Source organism: Pseudarthrobacter sp. fls2-241-R2A-127 (assembly GCF_030209355.1).
In the GTDB taxonomy this organism is placed as follows: Bacteria; Actinomycetota; Actinomycetes; order Actinomycetales; family Micrococcaceae; genus Arthrobacter.
On sequence record NZ_JARVSF010000022.1, the window covers coordinates 42,455 to 54,729 of the forward strand.

A 12,275-nucleotide genomic window follows, 5' to 3' on the forward strand; every position below is an offset into this window, starting at 1 on the left:
GTGAACCAACAGGACGCGCGCCGGGCCGTGGAGACGGCGATCGGCAAAGTAGCGCCGGACGTTGAGCCCGGAGACCTGGACGGCGCCGCCAGGCTGCGCCAGGACCTGGAACTGGATTCGCTGGATTTCCTCCGCCTGGTGGAGGTGGTTGCCGAGTCCACGGGCGTGGATATTCCGGAGGCTGACTACCCGGCGGTGGCCACCGTGGACGGGCTGGTGGCCTACGTGGCCGGACACGGTTAGGGGGTTTGCCCCGCCGCATGGTCGTTCCCGCGCATGCGCACGGCAACCACCAGGCCCGAAACAGCGGTGAGGACCGCGACGGCGGCGATGGCGGCGGGGATGCCGTAAAGGTCCGCGAGCACCCCGGAGAGCAGGGCACCCACGGCGAATCCGCCGTCGCGCCACAGCCGGTACACGCCCACGGAGCGGGCGCGCCAGGCCGGGTGGGCCACATCGCCGATGGCTGCCAGCAGCGTGGGGTAGACCATGGCGGTCCCCAGGCCCAGCACGACGGCGCCCGCGAGCCAGGGTGCGAAGCCGTGCGCTGAGGCAATGACCGCCAGGGCGGCAGCCTGCACCAGCATGCCGGCGGCGATGAACCATTTGCGGCCCCACCGGTCCGAGGCTGCGCCGGTCACCAGCTGGGCCGCGCCCCAGGCTGCCGGGTAGGCGGCGGCCAGAATGCCGATCTGGCCCAGGCCCAGCCCGGCACCGGCGAACAGGACGGGGAAGAGGCCCCACGCCAGGCCGTCGTTGAGGTTGTTGACCAGCCCGGCCTGGCTGGCGGCGGACAGTGAACGGTCCTTGAAACTGGTGAGGGTGAACACCTGGCCGGTGGTCAGGCCCGCATGGGCGCCGCCTTGGGCGCTGACGTGCCCTGCGGCCTCGGTCCTGGCATGGTGGTGGGTCTCCCGCACGGCCAGGACGGTCAGCCCGAGTCCGAGGGCGATGTAGGCGGCACCCAGCAGGAACGGGGCAGGGCGCAGGCCGTAGGCGGTGGCGAGGTATCCGGTGGCCAGGGCCGTCACGGCGACGCCCAGGTAGCCCGCGGCCTCGTTAAAGCCCATCGCCAGGCCGCGCTGCTTGGGGCCAACGAGGTCCATTTTCATGATGACGGCGGTGGACCAGGTGAGGCCCTGGCTGACGCCGAGCAGCACGTTGGCCGCCACGATCCAGCCCCAGGACGGGCCGACGATGAGCATCACCGGGACGGGGACCGCTGCCAGCCAGCCGGCGATGAGGACAGGCTTCCGGCCGTACCGGTCGGAGAGCGTGCCTGCGAAGTAGTTCATGGCGGCCTTGGACAGGCCGAAGGCGAGGATGTAGGTCAGTGCGCCCGTGTACAGGTCGAGGTGGAACTCCTGGGACGCGAGCAGCGGCAGGACCGTGCGCTCCTGGCCCAGGGTCCCGCCCACCAGGGCGTTGACTGCTACCAGCAGCATGAACTGGGCCAGGTTCTGCCGCAGGCCCAGCACCGCCGGAGTGGATCCGCTGGTGCCGCGGAGGGTGTTGCCCTGCATGGTGGCTCCGTTCTGATAGGGCAAAAGGTGGCCCGGACGCGCGGGGGATGCGTCCGGGCCGGGCCCGGGCGGGAGGGGGGTCCTGCCCGGGCGGTCTGTGGGGTGTCCTGGTCAGACGGCGGGGACGCTGTTCTGCCACGCGTTCCAGGCGGCGTAGCTGCCGTCGAGTTCGACGACGTCGTACCCGGCCCGGCGCAGGGCGCTGGCGGCTACGGAGTTCCGGACGCCGGACTGGCAGTAGGACACGATGGTGCCGCCGGCCGGCAGCTCATCGAGGTGCCACATGACGCGGCCGCCGCTGAGCTGGTAGGAGCCCGGGACGTGACCGGCCTTGTACTCGGTCTTGTTGCGGACGTCCAGGACCATGGCGGCGTCGAAGTTCTCGAGTTCTCCGGGCTGGATCAGCTTGGGGGTGAACGCGGGCAGGCCTTCGATGCTGGTCAGGTAGCCGGCCACGTTGTCGATGCCCACTCGGACCAGGTGGTCCCACATGTCCTGGGCCTGGTCCTGGTCCTTGGCAAGGAGCACCAGCGGGTTCTTGTCCGTCTCGGGGTTGACCACCCAGGCGCCGTAGCTGGCCACGGATTTGCCGGCCGGGACGTTCAGGGAGCGCACCACTGTGCCTTCGTGGACCTCACCGTTGGAGCGGGTGTCGATGAAGGTCAGGGTGTCCTCCGCCAGGCCCGCGGCGACGGCGTCCGTGGCAAGTTCCTGCAGCGGGGCCCGTTCGCCCATGACGGCGGGGCCTTCCCGGTTTTCGCGCTTCATCCGGGCGAAGTAGGCGTGTGCGTCCGGCTGGCCGTCGAGGAGTTCGTTGATGAAGCCCTGCTCGTCGTTGGCGGCCAGGTACGGGCCCCACCAGGCGTAGAGGCGTTCGTACCCGACCGTTGAGGACGGGATGGCGCCCAGGGCCTTGCCGCAGGCGCTGCCGGCGCCGTGGCCCGGGTGGACCTGGACGTAGTCCGGCAGGGGGAGGAACTTGTCACGGAGGCTGGCGAAGAGCTGCTTGGCTCCCTCGAAGCGGGTGTCGATGCCGCCGGCGGCTTCATCCAGCAGGTCCGGACGGCCCAGGTCGCCGGAGAAGACGAAGTCTCCGGAGAGCAGGTAGCCGGGCTTGTCGCTGAAGGCGCCGTCGGTGACCAGGAAGGACAGGTGCTCGGGGGTGTGGCCCGGGGTGTGGACCGCCTTGATGGTGATGTTGCCCAGGGCGATGGTGTCGCCGTCGTGGAGCCGTTCGCCGTCGAATTCGTACTGCCAGTCCGGGCCGCCTTCGCCGGAGACGTAGATCTTGGCGCCGGTGGCGGCTGCGAGCTCGCGGGTGCCGGAGAGGTAGTCGGCGTGGATGTGGGTCTCGGTGACGGCCACGATCTTCATGCCGTTCTTGGCGGCGAGGTCCTGGTAGACGGCGATGTCGCGGCGGCCGTCCACCACAATGGCTTCACCCTTGGCCTGGCAGCCGATCAGGTAGCTGGCCTGGGCGAGGTCTTCGTCGTAAATGCGCTCGATAAGCATGTGGTGCTCTCCTTCAGTTTGAAAGGGGATTGGGGGGTGTCCTGCATCCAGTATAGATACCCCTGGGGGTATCTCGCAACGAGGGGTATGCGGCTGGTTGGACCGAATGCTCAGGCGTGCTGCTGGGTGGCTTCGGCGCGGGCCTGGTCCACGTCCAGCTCTTTGACGGCCTGGATGACTTCCTCCAGGCCGGTGGCGTTGAGGGCGCCGGGCTGGGAGAACACCAGGGTCTTGTCCTTGAAGGCCATGAGGGTGGGAATGGCGGTGATGTTCGCTGCTGCGGCGAGCGCTTTCTCGGCTTCGGTGTCCACCTTGGCGAAGGTGATGTCCGGGTGGCGTTCCGCGGCGGCGCCGAAAATCGGGGCGAACAAGCGGCAGGGTCCGCACCAGGATGCCCAGAAGTCAACGAAGACGACGTTGTTGTCCTCCAGGGTCCGGGCGAAGGATTGCTGGGTGATGTCGATGGTTGCCATGGTCTGTCGAGTCCTTTCGGGCGACGTTGTTTGGTTGCCCTGGGTTTGCTGTTCCGCCACGCGAGGCGGGGTTAGGTGGTGGGAAGTCCGGCGCGGGTCCAGGCGGTCATGCCGCCGGCCATGGTGTCCGCCTTGTAACCTGCGCCGTTGAGGGCATCGGCGACGGCGGCGCTGCGGTTGCCGCTGCGGCAGACGGCGATCACGGGGACGGCCGGGTCAAGCTCGCCCAGCCGGACCTGCAGCTGGATGCTTCTATATTCGTCAAGCGTGGTTCATTATCCCGAGCAGGTCATGGGAGACAGAGTGGATTGGACTCCGAGCCAAGGACGAGCAGGAGACAATAGGGCCGAGGAAACGTATGCTCACGGATACGTTGCGGTGAGCGGGACGAGGATCTAAGGAAGCTCCGTGTGGGAAAAGCTGCTGGCCAGGATGCAAGCTTCAATCCGGTTTCGGAAAAGTTCGATTTCCGATTTGAACTGGCAGAAATACGCCTGGATGACGATCGGTGTTGGCTGGATCCTAATTGGCGTCCTCGGCTGGTCGGGATGGCCTGCAGTCCTAGCTGTGCTCCTTGGGATCGGATGGCTTGTTCAATCTGGTCTAGCAGTGAGAGAAATCCGTCGACGCCGGCGGGCAGCCAGCCCGCAGGAGCCGCTGGCCTGAGTCGTTTGATGCTTCTATATTCGTCAAGCGGAAGTATTGCGCAGTGAGACAGCTTGCTTAGTATTGCCCCATGAAGGAATGGGTTCGAGCGCACCCATATTTGACCCTGACCGTGGGTTACGTACTTCTCTTTGTCTTGGCTACGGCTATTTGGTGGGCTTTTGGGCAACAGAACCTAGAGAACGCCATTATCACCGCTGCCATGTGGACCTTGGCGTACGGGCTCCTTGCCTTCTTCGAAACAAAGCGGAGACGCAAAACTAGGGCACGCCTCGATGAACATGGCCAGATCATGGCCTACATCCGCTACCCGGACTCGCCGGCCGGTTCGCTTACGAGCATATGGAACCAAGGCATAGCGACACCCAGCACCGGGTCCATCCACTTCCAGCCTGCGGTGTACGACACCCTAGAACCGTCAGGGCGGGCGACAACCATCAAAGTCCAGGAGCTGTTACCGCAGCGTCGAAAGTTGAGAGGCAAGGACGGTAGGTACATTCAGGTCCCAGGGCTCGAGGCCATGACACTCCTAACGGACGAGGGCAAGGTGGACGTCGCCGCCCGCCCCGAATCATTAGACAAGATGAGCGAAGTTCTAGGCGGCCGGTCAGCAGCTGCCGACGGACGTTCCTGAACTCCTTGTTCAGCGCGCTGGCTCCGGGCCGCTGTTGTTGAGGGTTCTGTAGATCTGGCGGGTGATGTATCTCTTGAGGCTGCGGATGATTTCCTTTTTAGTGCGTCCTTGGCTTGTTCGCTTCGCGACGTAGGTTCTCGTGTCCGGATCCCGGTTCATTCTGATGAGGGCGATTGTGTAAAGGGCTTTGTTCAGTTGGCGGTCACCGCCGCGGTTCAGTCGGAATCGTGTTGTGCCCCCTGATGATGCAGGGACGGGGCAAGTGCCAGCTAAGGCCGCGAAAGCCGCCTCCGAGCGCACTCTTCCTGCGTGTGACCAGGCCGTGAGGATGATTGCAGCCAACACCGGACCAATGCCGTAGATCTCCAGAAGAGCCGGCTGAACTTGCCGCACGAGGCTCTCCAGTTCTGCGTGGTTCTGTGCCATCTGTTCTTGCAGGGTCAGGATTTGCTTCGCAAGGCGTGTGGCTTCTCGGCGGCAGGTCTGGATGCCGAATTCCTCGTCCCGTTCCCGCCAGGCGGCGATGGTTTTGATTTGCGCGGCGGTCAGCGGCTTTCGGGCATCAAGACCCAGGTCAACCACGCGCAGGAGGGCTGTAAGGGCGTTGATGGCAGCGGTGCGTTCCCGTGCCATGCTGCGTCGCGCGTTGGACAGGATGCGAAGTGCCATGTGGTTTTGGCCCGAGCGAGGTTCGCGCAGCCGGTCCATTGAGACGCTTAGAACAGCTCGCGCTGCACGGGCGGCGTCGATGGAATCGGATTTGCCCTGGTATCTGCCCAGTCGCTGGTTGGGGATTGGCGCTTCAGTGACGGGGAAGCCCGCCTCGGCAGCCTGTTGCCTAAGTTTCGCACCGTACGATCCTGTTCCTTCCATGGAGAGAAGGACGGTCTCCACGGAAGCCCCGGTGCGCCGCAGGATCCAGGACAGGGCGCGGGTCCCGCCAGCTGCGGTGGCGGGGAATGTTTCGTTCGCGACTTCTCCGCCGCTGGCGGTGTTGATGATGGCGAGGGTGTGGGTTTTGGCATGGGTATCAATGCCAACGATGAAGCCGAAGTGTTCTGCAACGATCATCTTTTTCCTCCTGAATACCGGAAATGAAGTCGCATCGGTGGGTTACGGCGTGGCAGGTCTGTAATGGGCCACACCAGTGCACGGATGGGCATGCTTCTAATCAGGCCAGCGCTGTAGACAGAACCGATGCTGGGCCCGGCTAAGGCGGACATATCCAAGAAAGCGCACTCCGCAAGACTCAATTCGAAGGCAAACCCATGGGTGAGTCACGCCCTAGCAAGGCCACAGCATCAGACTGCCAGTTGCTCGCGGAGCAACCAGGTAAAGACTTACAGCCCATGGGGATGTGCAGGGCGCCGGGGATCATGCCCTCGGCCACCTCAAAGTCCTCGCGGACGTCGAGGATGCGCGCGGTGGAGCGGCGCTGGTCGGTTTCGGTGATGGTGATTTCAGCCATGGTGGTTTCTCCTTCGAAGTGGTTGTTGGCTGGGGGTGGTGTGTCTAGCGGACGGGTTCGCCGGCCTGGCGCCAGGCGGCCATGCCGCCGCGCACCGAGTAGGCGTCGTACCCCTTGGCGGCCAGCATCCGGGCTGCGGAGGCGGAGCGAACGCCGGAGGCGCAGACCGCGATCACCGGCTTGGCCTTTTGGATGCCGGCAGTGCTGGCCTGCAGCCGGTCCAGGGGGACGTGCTTGGCCTGTGGTGCCCGGCCGGTCCGCCATTCCTGCGCGGACCTGACGTCGATCAGCGTGGCACCCGAACCCAGGAGTTCCTTGGCCTGGGCCACGGAAATCGTTTTGTAGGGCTTGCTGAAGGCCTTCTTGAGGGAGTCGAGAAGTCCCATGGTGTTCTCCTTTGTGGATGGGTCAGGCGGTGACCGTGCCGGCGGTGACCCACGCCGCAACGGCGAAGATGAGTACCGCGAACGAGATGCGGATGTGCTTGTCCTTCAGGCGGCGGGCAAACCGGGCGGCAACCAGTGATCCAACGATCGCCGGGATGGCGAACGCCAGGGTGGTGGCCCAGTCAATGGTGAAGCCGGCCGCGTGGGCGCTGAACCCGGCAGCCGAGTTGACCACGATGATGGCCAGTGAGGTTCCCACGGCCTGCTTCATGCGCAGGCCCAGGAAGATGGTCAGCGCGGGAGTGATCAGGAAGCCGCCGCCCACGCCGAGCAGTCCGGTGAGGAACCCGACGAGCAGGCCCACGCCCACGGCCTTCGGCGCGCAGGTGCGGAAGGCCCGGTGCGGGCCGATGCTGCAGGAGCCCTCGGTTTCGCGGGGTTTGCTGAGCATTCGGATTCCGGCAATCACCATGATCGCGGCAAAGGCCAGCATCAAAATGTTCGGATCCAGCAGCTTTCCCACGGCCGCGCCTGCCCAGGCTGCCGGGATGCCGGCCGCGCCGACGAGGGCGATGACAGGCCAGTTCAAGCCCTCGCGGATGCGGGGGATCAGGGCCGCGAGCGAGGAGATTCCCACCACCAGCAGCGAGGTGGGAATGGCCTGGGCGGGGCTCATGCCCACGCCGTACACCAGGGCTGGAACGGCAATGATGGACCCGCCGCCGCCTACTACGCCCAGTACGACGCCGACGACGAGCCCCAAACCCAGGGCCGCGATCATGCCGCCGCGCCCTCTTCGGCCGGCTGGACGGGAAGCTGCAGGATGGCGCTTTCGCGGGTGGGCTCCGTGGCAGCCTTGTTCCACGGCATGGCCGAGAGGGCCTTGCCCATGGCGCAGGTGTTGGTGGCGGCCGAGAAGGTCAGGCCCGTGCCGATGGCGCCGGCCAGCATACGGACCTTTGGCGAGACGAACTTGCCGCCCACCAGGCCCAGCATCACCAGGGAACCTGCGGCCAGGCGGACCTGGCGCTCCAGGTCCCAGCGGTCTTTGCCCTTGACGACGTCGCCGCCGGCGGCGGCAAAGCCGGGGACGCCGCCGGTGAGGACGTAGGCGGTGTCCAGGCCGACGGTGGTCATGCGCTGGCGGGCCTGCTCGGCGCGGACGCCGGACTGGCAGACCAGGACCACCCGTGAGCCCAGCCGGGCGGCGAGTTCATCGGTGTGCTCGGAAAGCAGCGGCAGCGGCACGTTGTAGGAGCCGCGGATGTGCATGGACTCGAATTCGGCGGCAGAGCGCACGTCAATCACCACGAGGTCCTGGTGCTCTTTGATCCAGGACTGCAGGGTCTCGGGAGCGAGTGCGGTCACGGCGCCTGCTTTGGAAGGGGAAGTCATAAGTAGCCTCTCGGGAGGGTCAGGTGGATACCCCACCGAGTATTACAGATACCCCCGGGGGTAGTCAAAACACCCATGGGGGTATATAGTTGAGGGCAAGCCCCCCATGGATGGAGACCCCTTATGGAACTGAACCCCACCGAACTCACACCCGTGATCAACCGCCTCAAGCGCGCGCAGGGCCAGCTCGCCGCCGTCACCCGGATGCTTGAAGAAGGCCGGGACTGCAAGGACGTCGTCACCCAGCTGGCAGCTGTCTCCAAAGCCCTCGACCGGGCCGGCTTCGCCATCATCGCCACCGGACTGGAGCAGTGCATCGTCCAGAAGGACGAGACCATGGACCGGAAAGACCTGGAGAAGCTCTTCCTCTCCCTGGCATAATTCGACGCCCTGGCAGTCCCACGGCAGCAGACCATTCGGCAACCCTAAGGAGCATCATGAGCTACACCCTGGCCACCACCGTTTCCCTCCCGTGGGCGGAAGCAGTGGACCGCACCCGTGACGCCCTTGCCGCCGAGGGTTTCGGAATCCTTACCGAAATCAACATCCGTTCCACCTTCCAGGCCAAGCTGGGCGATGAAGCCGCGGCCGCCGTCGGCGATTACGTGATTCTCGGCGCCTGCAACCCGTCCCTGGCCAGCAAGGCCCTCGCCGCCGAGCCGCAGATGGGCGCCCTGTTGCCGTGCAACGTGGTGGTGCGCCGCGCGGCCGATGCGCATGAGACCACCGTTGAGGCGATCGACCCGAAGACCATGGTCCAGCTCAGCGAAGCCCCGTCCGTCAAGGACGTGGCGGACGACGCCGGGACGCGCCTCCGGAAGGCCCTCGCCAGCCTGGGCGGCGCAGGAGCTTAAGAGTCACCGGCGGCCGGTCTCCAACTGCACCACGTCCCGTGTGAAGGAAAACGCCAGCAGCGCCAGGGCCGCCGCCGGAACGGACACCGCGGCAAGGCCGGGTACTCCGGGGAGCAGGGCAACCAGCAGCGCCAACGGCTGGAACGCCCCGATCGCCTTCCGCGACTGGCTTGGCGGCAGTGGCCCCCGGAGCTGTGGCCGGAACACTCCCGCGGCCACGAACACGTAGTACATGCCCCCTATCGCCAGCACCCACGGCCCCACCCGTGCAGCGGCCGCGACGGACAACGCAAGGACCAGTCCGGCGTCGGTGGCCGCATCGAAGCGCGCCCCCGCCGTGGACGACAGCCCGGTCCGCCGCGCCACGGCCCCGTCCACCCCGTCCAACAGGAAAGCCAGCCCGCCCAGGACCGGAACCAGAAGGTCCGCCCGGGGGCCCGTAAACAGCTGGGGGACCGCCAGCGCGGCACAGAGGGCGGCGAGGACGGCGCGCAGCAGCGTCACACGGTCGGCCGGAGTGGAGAAACGGGGTACCCGCCGCAGCACTGAAGCGGCCGCGGCACCTGAGACCAGCGCGCCCGCGCACAGGCCTGCCAGTTGCACGGGAAACCCCTCGGCGGACAACGATGACAGCCACAACGCCGCCAAACCATAGGCGGCCACGGCGGCCAGCGCGTCGGGGACGGCACGCCCGGCCGCGCCGCGAGGCCCTGCCACCTCCGCCCGCACACTGACGACGGCGGCGGACCCGGCCCACCGGCGTTCCGCGGAACCCGGACGGGGAATCACGTGCCGGGACGCGTCGTCGGGCGTTTCACCGCGGCGGACCGCCGCTTCCCGGACCCCCGGGCCAGTCCCGCGGCGGCCAGGAGGGCCCCGGCTCCCTCGGCGACGGCGCTGAGGGTCTTCGAGAAGAACCAGACGGGATCGTACATGGCGGGGATCGGTCCGATGGCCGGGATGTCAACGTACCGGTACAGCATCACGGCAGCGAAGGCGCTCAGGGCCACCAGCAAGGCCACCGCGTAGGCTGCCCGGCTGCCCCGGAGCAGGACAAAGATCCCGGCCACAGCAGCCACGGCGGCCTCCAGCAGGAAGAGGGTGCCCTGGCTGACGGTGCCCGGCTGCGCGTTTTGGTAGCCCGGTGCCAGGAAGAGGTGTACGCCGGCATCAATGAACAACGCAAGGGCGGTCAATAGTCTTAGTGCCACGCTTATGTATACGCCCGAAGTTCCCTCCCGGTTCACCCTGCCCCCTTATAAATGCGGGTTCAATGCGGAATATTTAGGACCATCCGCAACCTTGCGCCCATAGCGGGCAGGAGGCCTGCGGCCCTACGAGCAAGGAGAACCACCATGACCCTTCCCCAGCAACTCACCCCCGGAACCTGGACCCTGGACATGTCGCACAGCGAGATCGGCTTCAGCGTCCGGCATGCCGGCATCAGCAAGGTCCGTGGCCGCTTCACCGAGGCCACGGCCGAAGCCCGGGTGGGGGAGTCCCTGGCCGACTCAACCCTGCACGCCACCGTGGCCACGGCCAGCTTCGACTCCGGCGACGCCAACCGTGATGCGCACGTCCGGGGCGAGGACTTCTTCGACGTCGAGAAGTTTCCCGAGATGACCTTCCGCGGCACCCGTATCGAAGGTGACGGGGAGGATTACACCCTGACCGGGGACCTGACCATCAAGGGCGTCACCCAGCCGGTAGAGCTCGAAGTTGAGTTCACCGGTGTTGCCGTGGACCCGTTCGGCGCCACGCGGGCGGGCTTCTCCGCCGAGACCGAGATCAGCCGCAAGGCATTCGGGCTGACCTGGAACGCAGCCCTGGAAACCGGCGGCCTGCTGGTCAGCGACAAGGTGAAGATCAACCTCGAAGCCGCACTGGTAAAGCAGGGCTGACCGGGGACCCACCCGACGGCGGCCGGGGCGGACACTGCGCGTGTGGCGCAGCGCCCGCCCCTGCCAGTCCTCCGGCCCGGCCGGCCATCCGGCCTGGTCAGGCGTCGGAGTCCGGGTTCTTGAGCCGCCGCCGCACCAGGGCCGCACCGATAGCCAGGCCGATCACCAGGACGGCGGCAGCCCCGCCGGCGATGACCACGCCTGACTGGGGCCCCGCAGGGCCGGCCGCGGCACCGGCGGCCGGCGCTGCCGCGCCGGAGCTGCCGGCGCCGGCCGTGAACGTGAACGTTCCTTCAATGGGGTGCCCATCGGAAGAGGCCACCCGCCAAGTGACCGTGTATTTGCCTGCGGGGGCGCCGGCTTTCACGGCCTGGGTGACGTGGTTGTCCACGATGGTGACGGCGCCGTCGGCCTGGTCCGTTCCATTGGCGTCCTGGACCTGTACAACCGATCCGATGCCCATTGGCGTGTGGTCGAACGTCAGCCCGATCTGGCTGGGAACCGCCGGCACGGAGGATCCATTCGCAGGGTCACTGGATTCAAGCACGTCGTGCGCCTGCGCGGGTGCGGCCAGGGCGAGCGGAAAAGCCGCCAGGGCCAGAATCAGCAGGAAGCGCCGGAGGCGGCGCGGAATTGTTGACTGCACGTGAGGTCTCCTAGTATCCTGCGGACCGGGCACGGCGGCCGGCCACCACCAGGGCCAAGGCTGTCGCGCCAAGGACAAAGCCTGCCGCGCCCAGGACCACGCCCCAGATCGAAGCCGCATCGGAGGTGCGTTCCATGCCCTCGGAGGCGGCGGGAGCAGGAGAAGCCGCAGCCGAGGCGGTGGTGGTGTTTGCCGCCGTGCCGTCCTCGGCAGTGGTGGTGAAGGAGGGGGCCGGGTGCTTGGGCTCGGGCTGGCCGTCGGCAGCCCGCTCGTTCCAGTTCACCACCGTCCCGTCGGTGTAGCTCTGGGCGGCCTCCAGCACCACCGTGGTCCCGGCGGCGGGCAGCCGGCCCACTGACAGCGAAAACGCCTGGTACTGGTTCTGGCCCAGCTGGTGTGCCTCGTCGGCGGTCCAGACCACCGACGTGGGCGCCTTGGTGACCGTTGCGCCGGCCACCGTGACGGGCTTGGGCAGATCTCCGGTGACCACTTGCGCGGTCCAGCCTTCCACCGGCTTGACGGACACGGACGTGAAGGGCGTGTCCGTGGGCAGCTTGACCTCTAGCCGGTTCGTCTTGGCGGTGGGGGACTCGTTGGGGACGTTGAAGGTCAGGTGCGAGTAGCCGTTGGCACCGGTATCGTCCGGGTCCACAGAGACGTGGGCGGAAGCGGCGGCGGCGCCGGCGGCGAGCATTCCGGCTGCTGCGGTGAGGGCGGCGAAGGCCTTGGCGGTGTGGCGGATTTTGGTGTTCATGGTGTCGCTTTCACAAGATGTGGGTGCGCCGGGGCAGCCGCGGATGCGGCCGGGCGCGGGGGC

General features: G+C 66.9%; 16 protein-coding genes and 2 pseudogenes. 5 read left to right on the forward strand and 13 right to left on the reverse strand.

Annotated features, from left to right (window positions below; genetic code table 11):
- A complete protein-coding gene (locus QRN53_RS14945; protein WP_285244627.1) occupies nt 1-243 on the forward strand; it encodes an acyl carrier protein in 243 nt (80 codons plus the stop codon).
- Here QRN53_RS14945 and QRN53_RS14950 read toward each other — a convergent pair.
- The 4 genes and pseudogenes from QRN53_RS14950 to QRN53_RS14965 all read right to left on the reverse strand — a co-directional run.
- Entirely contained in the window at nt 240-1,523 is a 1,284-nt protein-coding gene (locus QRN53_RS14950; protein WP_285244628.1) for an MFS transporter, read from the reverse strand. The genes QRN53_RS14945 and QRN53_RS14950 overlap by 4 nt on opposite strands.
- A 111-nt stretch (nt 1,524-1,634) precedes the next feature.
- On the reverse strand, nt 1,635-3,035 hold the full coding sequence (locus tag QRN53_RS14955) for an MBL fold metallo-hydrolase (RefSeq protein ID WP_285244629.1): 1,401 nt from the start codon (nt 3,033-3,035) through the stop codon (nt 1,635-1,637).
- 110 nt (nt 3,036-3,145) lie between these two features.
- Nucleotides 3,146-3,508 carry a thioredoxin gene (gene trxA / locus QRN53_RS14960; RefSeq protein WP_285244630.1) on the reverse strand — a complete coding sequence of 121 codons (363 nt, stop codon included), beginning with the start codon at nt 3,506-3,508 and terminating at the stop codon, nt 3,146-3,148.
- Nucleotides 3,509-3,579: 71 nt separating this feature from the next.
- Nucleotides 3,580-3,753, reverse strand: a pseudogene (locus QRN53_RS14965) (rhodanese-like domain-containing protein); the annotation flags it as partial.
- Nucleotides 3,754-4,244: 491 nt separating this feature from the next.
- Here QRN53_RS14965 and QRN53_RS14970 point away from each other — a divergent pair.
- A complete protein-coding gene (locus tag QRN53_RS14970) occupies nt 4,245-4,808 on the forward strand; it encodes a hypothetical protein (protein WP_285244631.1) in 564 nt (187 codons plus the stop codon).
- A gap of 9 nt (nt 4,809-4,817) precedes the next feature.
- Here QRN53_RS14970 and QRN53_RS14975 read toward each other — a convergent pair whose 3' ends face one another.
- The 5 genes and pseudogenes from QRN53_RS14975 to QRN53_RS14995 all read right to left on the reverse strand — a co-directional run bounded on the left by QRN53_RS14975 (nt 4,818) and on the right by QRN53_RS14995 (nt 8,057).
- A complete protein-coding gene (locus QRN53_RS14975; RefSeq protein ID WP_285244632.1) occupies nt 4,818-5,879 on the reverse strand; it encodes an IS110 family RNA-guided transposase in 1,062 nt (353 codons plus the stop codon).
- A 274-nt stretch (nt 5,880-6,153) separates the two neighbouring features.
- Nucleotides 6,154-6,276, reverse strand: a pseudogene (locus tag QRN53_RS14980) (rhodanese-like domain-containing protein); the annotation flags it as partial.
- 44 nt (nt 6,277-6,320) lie between these two features.
- Nucleotides 6,321-6,662: a rhodanese-like domain-containing protein gene (locus QRN53_RS14985; protein WP_285244633.1), complete on the reverse strand. Its 342-nt coding sequence runs from the start codon at nt 6,660-6,662 to the stop codon at nt 6,321-6,323.
- A 22-nt stretch (nt 6,663-6,684) separates the two neighbouring features.
- On the reverse strand, nt 6,685-7,443 hold the full coding sequence (locus tag QRN53_RS14990; RefSeq protein ID WP_285244634.1) for a sulfite exporter TauE/SafE family protein: 759 nt from the start codon (nt 7,441-7,443) through the stop codon (nt 6,685-6,687).
- Nucleotides 7,440-8,057, reverse strand: coding sequence for a rhodanese-like domain-containing protein (locus tag QRN53_RS14995; protein ID WP_285244635.1), 618 nt, complete (start codon nt 8,055-8,057; stop codon nt 7,440-7,442). Before QRN53_RS14995 ends, QRN53_RS14990 begins: the two co-directional genes overlap by 4 nt.
- A 123-nt stretch (nt 8,058-8,180) precedes the next feature.
- Between QRN53_RS14995 and QRN53_RS15000 the strand changes: the two genes are divergently transcribed.
- Both QRN53_RS15000 and QRN53_RS15005 read left to right on the forward strand, forming a co-directional pair.
- Nucleotides 8,181-8,438, forward strand: coding sequence for a metal-sensitive transcriptional regulator (locus QRN53_RS15000; RefSeq protein WP_043452296.1), 258 nt, complete (start codon nt 8,181-8,183; stop codon nt 8,436-8,438).
- A gap of 56 nt (nt 8,439-8,494) precedes the next feature.
- On the forward strand, nt 8,495-8,911 hold the full coding sequence (locus QRN53_RS15005) for a DUF302 domain-containing protein (protein ID WP_285244636.1): 417 nt from the start codon (nt 8,495-8,497) through the stop codon (nt 8,909-8,911).
- A gap of 3 nt (nt 8,912-8,914) precedes the next feature.
- On the opposite strand, the gene QRN53_RS15010 is transcribed toward QRN53_RS15005, so the two are convergent.
- Nucleotides 8,915-9,700 (reverse strand): CDP-alcohol phosphatidyltransferase family protein, encoded by a 786-nt coding sequence (locus QRN53_RS15010; protein ID WP_285244637.1) that lies wholly within the window; start codon nt 9,698-9,700, stop codon nt 8,915-8,917.
- Nucleotides 9,697-10,107, reverse strand: coding sequence for a hypothetical protein (locus tag QRN53_RS15015; protein ID WP_285244638.1), 411 nt, complete (start codon nt 10,105-10,107; stop codon nt 9,697-9,699). The genes QRN53_RS15010 and QRN53_RS15015 overlap by 4 nt, the downstream gene beginning before the upstream one ends.
- Before the next feature lie 159 nt (nt 10,108-10,266).
- Here QRN53_RS15015 and QRN53_RS15020 point away from each other — a divergent pair, with 159 nt between their 5' ends.
- A complete protein-coding gene (locus tag QRN53_RS15020; protein WP_285244639.1) occupies nt 10,267-10,812 on the forward strand; it encodes a YceI family protein in 546 nt (181 codons plus the stop codon).
- Nucleotides 10,813-10,909: 97 nt separating this feature from the next.
- On the opposite strand, the gene QRN53_RS15025 is transcribed toward QRN53_RS15020, so the two are convergent.
- Complete coding sequence (locus QRN53_RS15025; RefSeq protein WP_285244640.1) at nt 10,910-11,458, reverse strand: copper resistance CopC family protein; 549 nt, start codon at nt 11,456-11,458, stop codon at nt 10,910-10,912.
- A 10-nt stretch (nt 11,459-11,468) separates the two neighbouring features.
- Complete coding sequence (locus QRN53_RS15030; protein WP_285244641.1) at nt 11,469-12,212, reverse strand: YcnI family copper-binding membrane protein; 744 nt, start codon at nt 12,210-12,212, stop codon at nt 11,469-11,471.
- Nucleotides 12,213-12,275: the final 63 nt, after the last annotated feature.